Source organism: Streptomyces sp. LUP47B, assembly GCF_001746295.1.
GTDB lineage: Bacteria > Actinomycetota > Actinomycetes > Streptomycetales > Streptomycetaceae > Streptomyces.
This window is the reverse complement of record NZ_MJAH01000006.1, coordinates 588,690-602,546: the sequence shown is the minus strand read 5'-3', so window position 1 is coordinate 602,546 and position 13,857 is coordinate 588,690. Positions and strand designations below refer to the sequence as shown.

Annotated in this window: 12 protein-coding genes; 3 read left to right on the top strand and 9 right to left on the bottom strand. The window is 70.6% G+C overall.

The annotated features are described in order from the left end of the window. The first annotated feature begins 162 nt into the window (after nucleotides 1–162). On the top strand, nucleotides 163–1,392 hold the full coding sequence (locus BFN33_RS20905) for a serine protease (protein ID WP_069761590.1): 1,230 nt from the start codon (nucleotides 163–165) through the stop codon (nucleotides 1,390–1,392). A gap of 167 nt (nucleotides 1,393–1,559) precedes the next feature. Here BFN33_RS20905 and hflX read toward each other — a convergent pair whose 3' ends face one another. The 6 genes from hflX to miaA all read right to left on the bottom strand — a co-directional run bounded on the left by hflX (nucleotide 1,560) and on the right by miaA (nucleotide 10,208). After that, on the bottom strand, nucleotides 1,560–3,056 hold the full coding sequence (gene hflX, locus BFN33_RS20900; RefSeq protein ID WP_069761589.1) for a GTPase HflX: 1,497 nt from the start codon (nucleotides 3,054–3,056) through the stop codon (nucleotides 1,560–1,562). Nucleotides 3,057–3,182: 126 nt separating this feature from the next. Continuing rightward, entirely contained in the window at nucleotides 3,183–4,730 is a 1,548-nt protein-coding gene (locus BFN33_RS20895) for a M1 family metallopeptidase (protein ID WP_069761588.1), read from the bottom strand. A gap of 406 nt (nucleotides 4,731–5,136) precedes the next feature. Then, on the bottom strand, nucleotides 5,137–7,347 hold the full coding sequence (locus tag BFN33_RS20890; RefSeq protein WP_069761587.1) for a bifunctional (p)ppGpp synthetase/guanosine-3',5'-bis(diphosphate) 3'-pyrophosphohydrolase: 2,211 nt from the start codon (nucleotides 7,345–7,347) through the stop codon (nucleotides 5,137–5,139). Between the two features lie 285 nt (nucleotides 7,348–7,632). Next, nucleotides 7,633–8,502, bottom strand: coding sequence for a diaminopimelate epimerase (gene dapF / locus BFN33_RS20885; RefSeq protein ID WP_069761586.1), 870 nt, complete (start codon nucleotides 8,500–8,502; stop codon nucleotides 7,633–7,635). Between the two features lie 155 nt (nucleotides 8,503–8,657). Further along, on the bottom strand, nucleotides 8,658–9,161 hold the full coding sequence (locus BFN33_RS20880) for a hypothetical protein (RefSeq protein WP_069761585.1): 504 nt from the start codon (nucleotides 9,159–9,161) through the stop codon (nucleotides 8,658–8,660). A 108-nt stretch (nucleotides 9,162–9,269) separates the two neighbouring features. Then, nucleotides 9,270–10,208: a tRNA (adenosine(37)-N6)-dimethylallyltransferase MiaA gene (gene miaA / locus BFN33_RS20875; RefSeq protein WP_069761584.1), complete on the bottom strand. Its 939-nt coding sequence runs from the start codon at nucleotides 10,206–10,208 to the stop codon at nucleotides 9,270–9,272. Between the two features lie 183 nt (nucleotides 10,209–10,391). Between miaA and BFN33_RS53205 the strand changes: the two genes are divergently transcribed. Beyond that, nucleotides 10,392–10,733, top strand: a complete 342-nt coding sequence (locus BFN33_RS53205) for a hypothetical protein (protein WP_069761583.1) — start codon at nucleotides 10,392–10,394, stop codon at nucleotides 10,731–10,733. A gap of 24 nt (nucleotides 10,734–10,757) precedes the next feature. Further along, nucleotides 10,758–11,030 carry an antitoxin gene (locus BFN33_RS20865; RefSeq protein ID WP_069761582.1) on the top strand — a complete coding sequence of 91 codons (273 nt, stop codon included), beginning with the start codon at nucleotides 10,758–10,760 and terminating at the stop codon, nucleotides 11,028–11,030. Between the two features lie 105 nt (nucleotides 11,031–11,135). Here BFN33_RS20865 and BFN33_RS20860 read toward each other — a convergent pair whose 3' ends face one another. Genes BFN33_RS20860 through miaB form a run of 3 tightly spaced genes read right to left on the bottom strand, consistent with a single transcriptional unit; the run spans nucleotide 11,136 to nucleotide 13,722 of the window. Then, nucleotides 11,136–11,849, bottom strand: coding sequence for a class III extradiol dioxygenase subunit B-like domain-containing protein (locus tag BFN33_RS20860; protein ID WP_079140903.1), 714 nt, complete (start codon nucleotides 11,847–11,849; stop codon nucleotides 11,136–11,138). A 10-nt stretch (nucleotides 11,850–11,859) separates the two neighbouring features. Further along, complete coding sequence (locus tag BFN33_RS20855; protein ID WP_256122804.1) at nucleotides 11,860–12,144, bottom strand: hypothetical protein; 285 nt, start codon at nucleotides 12,142–12,144, stop codon at nucleotides 11,860–11,862. Between the two features lie 51 nt (nucleotides 12,145–12,195). Continuing rightward, nucleotides 12,196–13,722 (bottom strand): tRNA (N6-isopentenyl adenosine(37)-C2)-methylthiotransferase MiaB, encoded by a 1,527-nt coding sequence (gene miaB, locus BFN33_RS20850; RefSeq protein WP_176742428.1) that lies wholly within the window; start codon nucleotides 13,720–13,722, stop codon nucleotides 12,196–12,198. Nucleotides 13,723–13,857: the final 135 nt, after the last annotated feature.

Sequence of the window (13,857 nt, the reverse complement as noted above, 5' to 3'; positions counted from 1 at the left end):
TGGCGTGACGGAACTGTTGCGGTTCCGTCGGAAGTCCCCCATAACGGGCGCATAGTGTGTGATGTCGTTCCAAGTCGCGGTGCATGAGGGGGAACTCGCGGGATGTCGGCGCGAAGTCTCCGGTCGCGCACCCAGGTTCGTCCACACAGGGGGAGGCAGAGCATGGGATCCGAACCGCTGTCATTGACTGCTCGCGGCGATGGCGAAAAGGGCGCCCGCCGCAGAACCGCTCCTGTTCTCGCCGCAATGGCTCTCGCCTCCGTGCTGGCACTGACCGCCACCGGCTGCGGTTCGGGCGACTCGGACGCGAACGCGCAGGCCTCCGCCTCGGACACGTCCGAGGGCGACGGCAAGATCACGATCCCGGACGACATCAGGGACAGGCTCAGGGAGCACGGGATCGATGTCGACAAGTGGAAGAACGGCGCCTGGAAGAACTGGGACAGGGACGACTGGCTGCGCGAGGCCCAGGACTACATCAACCCGATCATCGAGGGCCTGTGGGACCCGGACCGGATGCGGGAGGCCGAGGATCCCGATCGCGGTGTCCAGGAGAGCGACCTCTCGGGTGATCAGGGTGTGACCGACCCGGAGCCGGCGCCGGTGGACGCGAAACCCGTATCTCCTACGTACCACGACAACGTTCCCGAGGCGGGCAAGGTGTTCTTCGACTCCCCCGAGGGCACCATGGTCTGCTCGGCGACGGTCGTGGAGGACCCGGCACACCCGGGCAAGTCCGACCTGGTGTGGACGGCGGGGCATTGTGTGCACGCTGGCAAGAGCGGTGGCTGGTACCGCAACACCGCGTTCGTGCCGTCGTACAACGACCGGGCCTTGTCGGGCGCGGAGTTGGAGGGCGCGAGCGAGAAGGACGTCGCTCCGTACGGCGTCTGGTGGGCCGACTGGGCGCAGACCTCGGACCAGTGGATAGCCCAGGGCGGCCCGACCGGCGGGGACGGTGCCCCGTACGACTTCGCCGTCATCCATGTGACGCCGGAGGAGGGGGGCACAGGCAAGTCGCTGGAGGAGACGGTCGGTTCGGCCCTGCCGGTGAACTTCACCGCGCCCGCGGTGCCGCAGGTGGAGAGCATCACGGCGGGTGGGTATCCGGCTGCGGCGCCGTTCGACGGGGGGACGCTGTACCAGTGCCAGGACAGGCCGGGACGGCTGTCGATCAACGCCTCGGCCCCGACGATGTACCGCATCGGTTGCACCATGACCGGCGGTTCGTCCGGCGGCGGCTGGGTCGCGACCGGTGCGGACGGCCGGCCGGCCCTGGTGTCCAACACCTCGATCGGGCCGGTGAGCGCGGGCTGGCTGGCCGGGCCCCGGCTGGGTGAGGTGGCCAAGGGCGCGTACGACTCGGTCAGCGAGAAGTTCGCGAGCCAGTGAGCCCCTCGGCTTTCCCGAGCCCGCTGTCGGCACCGACGACCATAACGCCCACAACGGACCACGAACCGTCGGTGACCTGAACACGCTGGAGGCCCGCCCTTCGGGAGAAGGGCGGGCCTCTCAGAGAGCTAAGGCTCACAGAGCTATGGCTCGGAGGGCTACAGCACTCAGACCACAACCGGTGCCGGCACGTACGGCGCCAGCTCCGCGGCCAGCTCCTCGTGCACCCGCACCTTGAGCAGGGTGCCCTCCGCCGTGTGCTCCTCGGAGATCACCTCGCCCTCGTCATGGGCACGGGCGACCAGCTTGCCGTGGGTGTACGGCACGAGCACCTCGATCTCGACGGACGGCCTGGGCAGTTCGTTGTCGATCAGGGCGAGCAGTTCGGCGATGCCCTGGCCGGTACGGGCCGAGACCGCGAGGGAGCGCTTCTCGTTCCGCATCAGCCGCTGGAGCGTCAGTGGGTCGGCCGCGTCGGCCTTGTTGATCACGACGATCTCCGGCACGCCGGTGGCGCCGACGTCCCTGATCACCTCGCGCACGGCGGCCAGCTGCTCCTCCGGGTCCGGGTGCGAGCCGTCCACCACGTGCAGGATCAGGTCGGACTCGCCGACCTCCTCCATGGTGGAGCGGAACGCCTCGACCAGGTGGTGCGGCAGGTGCCGTACAAAACCGACGGTGTCGGCCAGTGTGTACAGGCGGCCGCTCGGGGTCTCCGCGCGCCGGACGGTCGGGTCGAGGGTCGCGAACAGGGAGTTCTCGACCAGGACGCCCGCGCCCGTGAGGCGGTTGAGCAGGGACGACTTGCCGGCGTTGGTGTAGCCCGCGATGGCGACTGAAGGCACCTTGTGGCGCTTGCGCTCCTGCCGCTTGATCTCACGGCCGGTCTTCATGTCCGCGATCTCCCGGCGCATCTTCGCCATCTTCTCGCGGATCCGACGCCGGTCCGTCTCGATCTTGGTCTCACCGGGACCACGGGTGGCGAGGCCGCCGCCCTTGCCGCCGCCCATCTGACGGGACAGCGACTGACCCCAGCCGCGCAGCCTCGGCAGCATGTACTGCATCTGCGCGAGCGCGACCTGCGCCTTGCCCTCTCGGGACTTGGCGTGCTGGGCGAAGATGTCGAGGATCAGGGCCGTACGGTCGATGACCTTGACCTTGACGACGTCCTCGAGGTGGATGAGCTGGCCCGGGCTGAGCTCACCGTCGCAGATGACGGTGTCCGCGCCGGTCTCCAGGACGATGTCCCGCAGCTCGTCGGCCTTGCCGGAACCGATGTAGGTGGCCGCGTCGGGCTTGTCGCGGCGCTGGATCACACCGTCGAGCACGAGTGCGCCGGCGGTCTCCGCGAGGGCGGCGAGCTCCGCGAGGGAGTTGTCCGCGTCCTGCGCGGTCCCCGAGGTCCAGACGCCGACGAGCACGACCCGCTCCAGACGGAGCTGACGGTACTCGACCTCGGTGACGTCCTCGAGTTCGGTGGAGAGGCCTGCGACGCGTCGCAGCGCCGCGCGCTCGGAGCGGTCGAACTGCTCGCCGTCCCGCTCTCCGTCGATCTCGTGGCTCCAGGCGACGTCCTCTTCCATCAGGGCATCGGCCCGAAGACCTTCGGCGTATGTGTGCGCGAGGCGCTGCGTGTCCTGGGAAGGGGATGAAGAGGAGGTCATTTGATCCTTACGTCGATGGGGATTCCGATTCGGCGGTCACATCTCACAACGCACGAGCACCCCGGGAGATTCCCGCGCCCCGTGCCGCGCCGACCTGAAGATGGTCGCACGGTACGGGGCGTCTCGTCACCGCCTTTTCGCCGGTGCCACGGCCTTCCACTCCGGGTGGCCGGGCATCGACGGGGTCTTCTTGCCGTAGAGCCATCCCTGGAGGAAGCCGCTGAGGTCGCGCCCGGAGATCTCGGAGGCGAGGTGCACGAAGTCGGCGGTCGACGCCGTGCCGTCCCGGTGTTCCCGCACCCAGGCCCTTTCCAGGTTCTCGAAGGACTTGCGGCCGATTTCCTGGCGCAGGGCGTACAGGACGAGGGCGGCACCGTCGTAGACGTTCGGCCGGAAGATGCTGATCTTCTGGCCGGGCTGGGGCGGCTTGGGTGCGGCGGGCGGTCCGCCTTCGGCCCGCCAGCGGTCGGAGGCGCCGTACGCGGCCTTCATACGGGCCGCAAGGGTGCGTCCCCCCTTCTCCTCCGCGTACAGGGCCTCGTACCAGGTGGCATGCCCTTCGTTGAGCCACAGGTCCGACCAGGTACGGGGGCTGACGCTGTCGCCGAACCATTGGTGGGCGAGCTCGTGGACCATGATCGACTCGACGTACCACTTGGGGAAGGCGGGCTCGGTGAAGAGGTCCTTCTCGAAGAGGGACAGGGTTTGGGTTTCCAACTCGAAGCCGGTGTCGGCGGCGGCCATGAGAATGCCGTACGTCTCGAAGGGGTACTGCCCGACCTTGCCCTCCATCCAGGCGAGCTGTCCGGGAGTCTTCTTGAGCCAGGGTTCGAGCTTGGCGCGGTCCTTTGTGCGCACGACGTCCCGGACGGGCAGTCCGTGCGGTCCGCTGCGGCGCAGCACGGTGGAGCGGCCGATCGACACCTGCGCGAGTTCAGTGGCCATGGGGTGCTGGGTGCGGTATGTCCAGGTGGTCGCCCGGCCGGCGCGGTCCACATCCGTCGGCAGGCCGTTGGCTACGGCCGTGTAGCCGTCGGGTGCGGTGACCCGGATGGTGAACATCGCCTTGTCGGAGGGGTGGTCGTTGCAGGGGAACACCAGGTGGGCGGCGTCGGCCTGGTTGGCCATGGCGAGCCCGTCCGCGGTGCGCACCCAGCCGCCGTCCCGGTCGTCGGCGGAGACGGGGTCACTGGTGTGCCGGACGGTGATCCGCATCCAGCTGCCGGCGGGCAGTGGTCCGTCGGGTGTGACGACGAGGTCCTCGCCGGCGCTGGTGAAGTCCGCGGACAGACCGTCGACCTCCACCGACTGGACCTCACCCTGTGCGAAGTCGAGGTTGATGCGGTCGAGTTCGGTCGTCGTCCAGGCGTCGATCGTGGTGACGGCCGTGAGCGGCTTGCTGTTGTCGCCGGGATAGGTGAAGGAGAGGTCGTACGACGCCACGTCGTAGCCGGGGTTGCCGAGGTGCGGGAAGAGGCGGTCACCGATCCCGAGGGGTGCGGCCGGGGCGCTCGCGGCCAGCAGGCAGACGGAGACGGCGGAGGCGAGCAGCCCGACCGCCCTGCGCCGTCGGGCGTTTCCGGTACGGCGAGGGGGGGCGTCGGGGCCGAGCCGGTCGGCGTGGGTGGAGTGCGTGTGGGTGGGACCGGCGTGTGTGTGGGAGCTGAGCGGCATGCACCACCGCTACCAGCGCGCGCGTGCCCCACGGCGACGACGCGCGACTGTCCCACTCGAACGGGGTGCTCCGGTTCCGTTGAGGAGACGCCTGACGTCATTTGGCCAGCCACGTGCGTGAGAGGTCCTGCGGCCTGCCACGCGCGTGTGAGGTCCTGCCACGCGCATGAGGGCCTGTCGACCGATCCCGCATACGCCTGCGAAGACCTACGAGCCGGACCCTCACCCGCGTGAAGACCTGTGGACCGATCCCTCACCCGTGTCCAGACCTGTGGACCGGTACGCGCGTCCGGGCCTGTGGATCAGTCCCCTACGCGCGTGTAGACCTGTGGACCGGCCCCCACGCGCCAGCAGACCTGCGACCCCATCCCCGCCCCCGTCAGGCGCCCCCCAAGGCGTCCGTCCTTCAGGCCCCAGGCGTCTGCGCCCTGCTCACGTCGTACACCCCGGCCACGTTCCGCATCGCCCGCATCAGGGACGGCAGCCGGGCCGCATCCGGCAGCTGGACGGTGTAGGTGTGGCGTACTCGCTGCTGGCTGGGGGGTTCGACGGTCGCGGAGACGATCTCGGCGCCCTCGCCGGCCATGGCCTCGGTGAGGTCGGCGAGGAGGTGCGGGCGGCCGAACGATTCCGCGAACAGCGTGACCCGACACCCGGCGGTGTCGCCCCAGCGCACGCCGACCTCCGTGCGCCCCACGCTCTTCATCCGCTCCACCGCGGCGCACTCGACGCGATGCACGGTGACCACTCCCCCGCGCACGGCGAAGCCGGTGATCTCGTCGGGCGGTACGGGCGTACAGCAGCCGGCGAGCCGTACGGTCGCTCCGGGCTGGTCGACGAGGACGACGGCGGCGCCGGGGTGGTCGGCGGCCGGGTTGTCGGAGGTCTGCGACTCGGCGGTGACCCGGCCCACGCTGTCGGGAGTGTCGGCCACCGGTGGCTCTGCGGTGGTGGCCCTCGCCACGTCGGCCGCCCCGCCCCGCTCCACGATCTCCTCCGGCGTCTCGTGCGACGGATGGGTCGCGATCCACCGCTGGATGGCGATCCGCGCCGCGGGAGTGTGCGCGTGCTCCAGCCACTCCTTGGAGGGCTCGGCGGCGGGGTCCTGTCCCATGAGGAGCTGGACGGTGTCGCCGTCCTTCAGAACGGTGCTCAGGGTCGCCAGACGGCCGTTGACGCGGGCGCCGAGGCACGCGTGCGCGTCCTCGCCGTACTGCGCGTACGCGGCGTCCACACAGGTCGCGCCCTCGGGCAGGCCCAGGGTGCCGCCATCGGGTCGGAAGACGGTGATCTCGCGGTCCTGGGCGAGGTCCTCACGGAGGGTCGACCAGAAGGTGTCGGCGTCGGGCGCGGCCGCCTGCCAGTCGAGGAGGCGGGAGAGCCAGCCGGGCCGGGTGGGGTCCACCCGCTCCTCGTCGGCGCCTGCGCCGGTGGACGCGCCCGGCGCCTCCGAGGGGTCCGAGGGCGGGGCGTACGGATTGCCGAGGGCGACCACGCCGGCTTCGGCGACCTTGTGCATCTGGTGGGTGCGGATGAGGACCTCGACGACCTGGCCGTCGCCGCGGGCCACAGCGGTGTGCAGCGACTGGTACAGGTTGAACTTCGGTACGGCGATGAAGTCCTTGAACTCCGAGACGACCGGCGTCATACAGGTGTGCAGTTCGCCCAGGACGGCGTAGCAGTCCGCGTCCTCGCCGACCAGTACCAGCAGGCGGCCGAAGTCCGCGCCGCGCAGTCTGCCGCGCTTGCGGGCCGTGCGGTGCACGGAGACGAAGTGGCGCGGCCGGATGACGACTTCGGCCGGGATCCCGGCCTCGCGCAGCACCCCCCGTACCTCGTCCGCGATCTCGGCGAGCGGGTCGTCCGCGCGCGCGGCGTTGTCGACGATCAACTCGCGGGTGTGCTCGTACTCCTCGGGGTGGAGGATCGCGAAGACCAGGTCTTCCAGCTCGGTCTTGAGTGCCTGGACGCCGAGGCGTTCGGCGAGCGGGATGAGGACGTCGCGGGTGACCTTGGCGATGCGGGCCTGCTTCTCGGGGCGCATCACGCCGAGGGTGCGCATGTTGTGCAGCCGGTCGGCGAGCTTGATCGACATCACGCGGACGTCGTTGCCGGTGGCGACGAGCATCTTGCGGAAGGTCTCGGGCTCGGCGGCGGCGCCGTAGTCGACCTTCTCCAGCTTGGTGACGCCGTCGACGAGGAAGCGGACCTCGGCGCCGAACTCCTCACCGACCTGATCGAGCGTCACCTCGGTGTCCTCGACGGTGTCGTGGAGCAGAGAGGCCGTCAAGGTCGTGGTCTCGGCGCCGAGTTCGGCGAGGATCAGGGTCACGGCGAGCGGATGTGTGATGTACGGCTCACCGCTCTTGCGCATCTGGCCGCGGTGCGAGGACTCGGCCAGGACCCAGGCGCGGCGAAGCGGTTCGAGGTCGGCGTCGGGGTGGTGGGCGCGGTGGGCCTCGGCGACATGGCCGATGGCGTCGGGCAGCCGGTCTCGGGCGGCGGGGCCGAGCAGCGCGGCGCGGCCCAGGCGGCGCAGGTCGATCCGCGCCCGCCAACGGGCGGCCGCACCTGTTACCGGACCTGGGGTCGCGGGGTTCGTGGCCTCCGCACTCATGGGCACCTCCGGCTGTGGACCGGCGGACGGGGTGCCCCATGGCGGACACGGCTCAGGGGATGGCATCTGTCCCCCGTCCGGGCCGGTGCTTGATGCTACCGAGCCCATCACGCCCGGCTGACCGCCTCTCGGCGAGCGTGAAACGGATCACCCATACGAGGGAAGGCTTCGAGGTTTACGATTTCACGCCGCCTGACTGGCGGCCGACCGTGGTTTTGAATCGCCCAGAGGGTCGGAGACTGGGGTTCCACGCCGTAGGCCATCCGAGTGCTGCGATTCATATGGTCAACCAACCGCGTTTTCAAGCCAGTCGGCGTCGATCTCGCCCTCGGCGACGATCACCGCGGGTCCGGTCATCTCGATCTCGCCGTCGCTGTGCTCGGTGATCACCAGGGTGCCTCCGGGCACGTCGACGGTGTAGGTCGCCGGGGTGCCGGTGGCCCCCGGGTCGGCGCCGTCCCTGCGGGCCGTGGCGACGGCGACGGCGCACGCGCCCGTGCCGCAGGACCGGGTCTCGCCCGCCCCGCGCTCGTGCACGCGCATGGCGACATGGCGGGGGCCGCGGTCGACCACGAACTCGACGTTGACCCCGCTCGGGTAGGCGGCGGCCGGGCTGAACGGCGGTGGGGAGTACAGGTCACCGGCGTGCGCCAGGTCGTCCACGAAGGCGACGGCATGCGGATTGCCCATGTTCACGTTGCGTGCGGGCCAGCTGCGGTCGCCGACGCTCACCGTCACGTCCCCCTCGGGGAGCAGCGCCTTGCCCATGCCGACGGTGACGTCACCGCCCTTCGCGATGTGCACGGCCTTCACGCCCCCGCGCGTGGCCACCGCGAGGTCACCCTCGGTGACGTGACCGGCACGCTGCAGGTACCGGGCGAAGACGCGTACGCCGTTGCCGCACATCTCGGCGACGGAACCGTCGCCGTTGCGGTAGTCCATGAACCACTCGGCCTCCCCGGCCAGGTGTGCGGCCTCGGGGTGCTCGGCGGACCGTACGACGTGGAGCAGGCCGTCACCGCCGATGCCCGCCCGGCGGTCGCACAGGGCGGCGACGACGGCGGCGGGCAGGTCGATGGTGTTCTCGGGGTCCGGGACGATCACGAAGTCGTTCTCGGTGCCGTGGCCCTTGAGAAAGGCGATCCGGGTGCTCATGTCTCGATCGTACGTGCAGGCCGGTGAGGACTGGTCGCGCCCGCTCGGCGGTAGCCGCAGATCCACACAGCCCCACGCCTATGAAAACCTCCAGCGGAGCCTCGCCCACTCGGCGGTAGCCGCAGAACGACACAGCCCCACGCCCGTGAAAGCCTCTAGCGGAGCCTCGCCACGCGCCAGACCGCGAGGACGACCACGACCGCTACCAGCAGCACGTACCCGAGCGCGACCCGCCAGTCCGCGCGGCCGCCGGACCCCCGTTGCGGCAGTCCCGGCCACGTGTAACCAACCCGGCGCGCGGCCATCATGCCCCAGCCCGCCGCACAGGAGCAGATCAGCAGACCCAGCATCGCGATCACCGCTCCGCTGTCACCGAAGTCGAAGGCCAGGGGAAAGGCGAACATCAGGGAGCCGACCGCGGCCAGCGAGACGATGGGGGCGAGCTGCCAGATCCGCAGACGGCGCTGCGGGCGCAGCTCGACCTCGACCTCTTCCCCGCCCGGGAACATCTCCTCGGGCTCGGGACCGTCGGCGGTCACACCGCCCTGGGTGTCGTCGGGCCCGTCGGGGCTCAGACGCTGTACGTCCTGCTCCGGTTCACCGCTCTCGGCGGTGAGGGGCTCGGTGCCTTGTGCGGTGTCGCGAGGGCCGGCCTCCATCGCCACGCGCCCTCCCAACTCGGACTCCACTTGGTCGATCGAAGCTCGATGATGGCACGGCGCCGGAGGCGGGGATGACGGCCGGAGCGTCCCGATGCCAGGACGTGATCAGGCTGTAACCGGTCGTTCGACCAACGCCAGTGCGAGCTGCGGAAGTTCTGTGAGGTGCGCTGCGGCCCCACTCAACCAGTGCACCCGCGGATCGCGCCTGAACCATGAATCCTGACGGCGCGCGAAGCGTTTCGTGGCACGGATGGTCTCGACCCGCGCGTCCTCCATCGTGCACTCCCCCGAGAGCGCCGCGAGCACCTGCTGGTACCCGAGCGCTCGCGAGGCCGTGCGCCCCTCGCGCAACCCGCGCGCCTCCAATTCCCGCACCTCGTCCACGAGACCCGCCTCCCACATCCGGTCGACGCGGCGCGCGATGCGCTCGTCGAGCTCGGGCCGCGCGACGTCGACGCCGATCTGGACGGTGTCGTAGACCGAGTCGTGGCCGGGGAGGTTGGCGGTGAAGGGCTTGCCGGTGATCTCGATCACTTCGAGGGCCCGGACGATACGGCGACCGTTGCTGGGCAGGATCGCCTGCCCGGCCCCGGGGTCGGCGGCGGAGAGACGGGCGTGCAGCGCGCCGGAGCCGCGCAGCACGAGTTCTTCTTCCAGACGGGCCCTGACCTCGGGGTCGGTGCCGGGGAACTCCAGGTTGTCGACGGCCCCGCGGACATAGAGCCCGGAACCGCCGACGAGGATCGGCCAGCGGCCCTCGGCGAGCAGGGCGTCGATCCGGGCGCGGGCCAGCCTCTGGTACTCGGCGACGGACGCCGTGACGGTCACGTCCCAGATGTCCAGGAGGTGGTGCGGGACGCCGTCGCGTTCCTCGGGCGTCAGCTTGGCGGTGCCGATGTCCATCCCTCGGTAGAGCTGCATGGAGTCGGCGTTGACGACCTCGCCTCCCAGTCGCTGGGCGAGGAAGACGCCCAGATCGGACTTTCCGGCCGCAGTGGGTCCGACGACGGCGATGACGCGGGGGGAGGGGGGTGCGCTGCTCACCGCCCCAGTCTCGCAAACCCAGGAGCACCACCTCGAACGAGTTACGTGACGGCGCGGGTCCGGCGTCGTTGCCAGTTGCGTGGTTTCCGCCGCCCTGGCTGCGGAGGCGGCGATCCGGGTGGCGCAATCGGGCGCTTAGGACGACGCGGGTTTCCCCCCGCACGAGTAGCGTATGGAGTGGATATGGGCGTTTTCGCACGACTTCTCCGGAGGTCGAAGGCCACGGAGGAGGCGTCAACCGCCGAGACGCAGGCCGACATCCCAACAGCTGAGCCCGCCGCGGCGGAGGCGGGAGAGGCGAAGGGATCGACCGACGCCAAGGCCGAGGCCGAGGTCGGGACCGAGTCCCAGGCCGAGGGCAGGACCGAGGCCGAGGTCGCCGAGACGGCCAAGGGCGAGGACGCGGATGGAGCGACGGCTACGGAGGCCGTCGAGGACACCGCCGCCGACGGCGTCGAGATCCCCAAGCAGCAGTCCGCCGACGAGGCGGCCGACCGGGAGGCCGGTGACGGCGCCCGCACGTAATTGCCCCGCGTGGGAAGGTGAACGATGGGTCTCCTGCACAATCTGAAGGCCAAGCTCAGCCCGGCCAAGGACAAGGTCTCGGGCCTCGCGCAACAGCACGGGGACAAGGTCCAGCACGGCCTCGACAAGGCCGCGAAGGTCGTGGACGAGAAGACCAAGGGAAAGTACAGCGGCAAGATCCAGACGGGCACGGGCAAAGCCAAGGGCGCCATGGACCGACTCGCGCACAGGGACGGCACGGAGGGACCAGGTGGCGGCAGCACGCCGCCGCCGGCCTCACCGCCGCCGGCTTCCTGAAGGGCAGCACGGCACACCGACGGACGGCCGCGGGGCAGGACCGCCCCCGGCCGGCCGCCGTATCCCGTCAGGACTCCGCTACGGCTCCTGCGGCTCATCCAGCCGTCAGGACCAGGTCGCGACCACGTACCCCACGCCGTACGGCGCGTCCTCGTACAGCAGCGAGCCGCCGAGGCTCGCTCCCTCGGCCGCGCCCGCGAGGACCTGCCAGCAGGCCCGGCCCGAGGCCTTCAGTTCGTACGCCAACTCGGCGTCCAGCGCTTTCAAGGTCGCCACGTCGGCCTCGCCCAGCGCACGCGCGACCTCCGCGTCGAACGGGGCCGCGCGCTCGTCGAGGTAGCCGGGTGCCTTGAGCGTGCGGCAGGCGCTGGCGTCGCCCATCACCAGCAGCGCCACCCGCTCGGCCCGGGCGGCGATCTTCCTCCCGGTCTGAATACACCGCTCGGGCTCCAGAGGTTCCCCCACACCGAGTCCCTCGATCGGGGCGTCGGACCAGCCGGTGCGGTCCAGCAGCCAGGCGGCGACGGCGAGTGAGGTCGGCAGCGGGCGCTGCGGAGCCGGCCCCCGCTCCGGTCCGAGCCACACGTCCACATCCACGCCGAAGCCGCGGAACGAGCCGCGGGCGCCCTGCGGGTGCGGGCCGCGCCCGCTCTGCTCGGCGGGCCCCACGACGACGAGGCGGTCGGGCCGGGCCGCCGCGAGCACGCCCAGCGCGTCCGTGCAGGCGGCGCGGGCCCCGTCGAGTTCGGGCGCCGCCCCGGCGGCGACCGGCGGCACGAGTAGGGGCGGACACGGACAGACGGCGGCTGCTACAAGCATGATCGGCAGCCTACTTCCAGGCCCAGGGCCAGGACTCGGGATGGGTGCTCCATGCCAGTTCGCCGAGCCGGTACACCACGCGAAACGTGGCCATCATGCCCTCGATGTTCGCGTAGTAGGCGTCCCCGTCACCGATCCGGTAGACCTGCCGACGCTTCTGGCGCAGCCCGGCGCCCGGACGGTGGGTGCAGGCGATCTCGTACAGGCGTGCGCGGGCCTCCTCCCGGGTGCCCTCGAAGTGCGCCACTTCGTCGACGTCGTGATGGTCCCCGTAGCTACGGTCTACCAAGACCACCCAGCGCCCCATGCCCCGCCCCGCCTCTCCTGCGTGACCGGCGGCGTGGGCTCAGTGCGCCGCGCAGCCGCCCGTGGCCGCCGGCAGCGGCTCGGGAACCCCGATCTTCGGGAGGCCCAGCATGACACCCGCGGGTACGGCGGCCTCGGCCGCGTTCCGCTTCTCCCACGCGTCCCCCGCGCGCGTGCGGCGCACATCGAGGACGGCGCCCTCGGCGAGGAGGTGGTGGGGGGCGGCGTAGGTGATCTCGACCGTGACCACGTCGCCGGGGCGGACCTCCTGGTCGGGCTTGGTGAAGTGGACCAGGCGGTTGTCGGGGGCGCGGCCGGAGAGGCGGTGGGTGGCGCCGTCCTTGCGGCCCTCGCCCTCGGCGACCATCAGCTCCAGGGTGCGGCCGACCTGATTCTTGTTCTCCTCCCAGGAGATCTCCTCCTGGAGGGCGACAAGACGCTCGTAGCGCGCCTGGACGACCTCCTTGGGGATCTGGTTCTCCATGGTCGCGGCGGGGGTCCCGGGACGCTTGGAGTACTGGAAGGTGAAGGCCTGCGTGAAGCGGGCCTCGCGGACCACGTGCATGGTCTGCTCGAAGTCCTCCTCGGTCTCGCCGGGGAAGCCCACGATGATGTCGGTGGTGATCGCCGCGTGCGGGATGGCGGCGCGGACCTTCTCGATGATCCCCAGGTAGCGCTCTTGGCGGTACGAGCGGCGCATCGCCTTCAGGACCGTGTCCGAGCCGGACTGCAGGGGCATGTGCAGCTGCGGCATGACGTTCGGCGTCTCGGCCATCGCCGCGATCACGTCGTCCGTGAAGTCGCGAGGGTGCGGGGAGGTGAAGCGGACGCGCTCCAGGCCCTCGATCGCGCCGCACGCGCGCAGCAGCTTGCTGAACGCCTCGCGGTCGCCGATGTCGGAGCCGTACGCGTTGACGTTCTGGCCGAGCAGCGTGATCTCGGAGACGCCCTCGCCGACCAGTGTCTCGATCTCGGCGAGGATGTCGCCGGTGCGGCGGTCCTTCTCCTTGCCGCGCAGGGCCGGGACGATGCAGAAGGTGCAGGTGTTGTTGCAGCCGACGGAGATCGACACCCAGGCCGCGTAGGCGCTCTCGCGCCGGGTCGGCAGCGTGGACGGGAACGCCTCAAGGGACTCGGCGATCTCGACCTGCGCCTCTTCCTGCACGCGCGCGCGTTCCAGCAGGACCGGCAGTTTGCCGATGTTGTGCGTGCCGAAGACGACGTCCACCCAGGGCGCCTTCTTCACGATGGTGTCGCGGTCCTTCTGCGCGAGACAGCCGCCGACCGCGATCTGCATACCGGGCCGCGAGACCTTTCGCGGCGCGAGCCGGCCGAGGTTGCCGTAGAGCCGGTTGTCGGCGTTCTCCCGCACCGCGCAGGTGTTGAAGACGACGACATCCGCGTCCCCGTCGGAACCCTCGGGAGCGGGCACGTAACCCGCCTCCTCCAGCAGGCCGGACAATCGCTCGGAGTCGTGGACGTTCATCTGGCACCCGTAAGTGCGCACTTCATATGTTTTCGGAGATGAAACGTCCACTGCCGGGCTCCGGTCGCTGCTGATGGTCATGGGTCAAGGGTAGGCGCTTGCGAGAGCGGCACGGCCCGGGCCGGCACCGCCAGAGCGCCCACCCCGAGGACGACCCCACGCCCGCCGCGGGTCAGCGCCACGATGACGTGAATCACGTGAGGGGTGACACCAGGG

Coding starts and splice junctions, on each gene's coding strand:
- BFN33_RS20895 (WP_069761588.1), bottom strand. CDS start 4,730: ATGCCGCTCAGCTCCCACACACACGCCGGTCCCACCCACACGCACTCC.
- dapF (WP_069761586.1), bottom strand. CDS start 8,502: ATGAGCACCCGGATCGCCTTTCTCAAGGGCCACGGCACCGAGAACGAC.
- hflX (WP_069761589.1), bottom strand. CDS start 3,056: ATGACCTCCTCTTCATCCCCTTCCCAGGACACGCAGCGCCTCGCGCAC.
- BFN33_RS20865 (WP_069761582.1), top strand. CDS start 10,758: ATGGGTCTCCTGCACAATCTGAAGGCCAAGCTCAGCCCGGCCAAGGAC.
- miaB (WP_176742428.1), bottom strand. CDS start 13,722: ATGACCATCAGCAGCGACCGGAGCCCGGCAGTGGACGTTTCATCTCCG.
- BFN33_RS20880 (WP_069761585.1), bottom strand. CDS start 9,161: ATGGAGGCCGGCCCTCGCGACACCGCACAAGGCACCGAGCCCCTCACC.
- BFN33_RS20860 (WP_079140903.1), bottom strand. CDS start 11,849: ATGCTTGTAGCAGCCGCCGTCTGTCCGTGTCCGCCCCTACTCGTGCCG.
- BFN33_RS20905 (WP_069761590.1), top strand. CDS start 163: ATGGGATCCGAACCGCTGTCATTGACTGCTCGCGGCGATGGCGAAAAG.
- BFN33_RS53205 (WP_069761583.1), top strand. CDS start 10,392: ATGGGCGTTTTCGCACGACTTCTCCGGAGGTCGAAGGCCACGGAGGAG.
- BFN33_RS20890 (WP_069761587.1), bottom strand. CDS start 7,347: ATGAGTGCGGAGGCCACGAACCCCGCGACCCCAGGTCCGGTAACAGGT.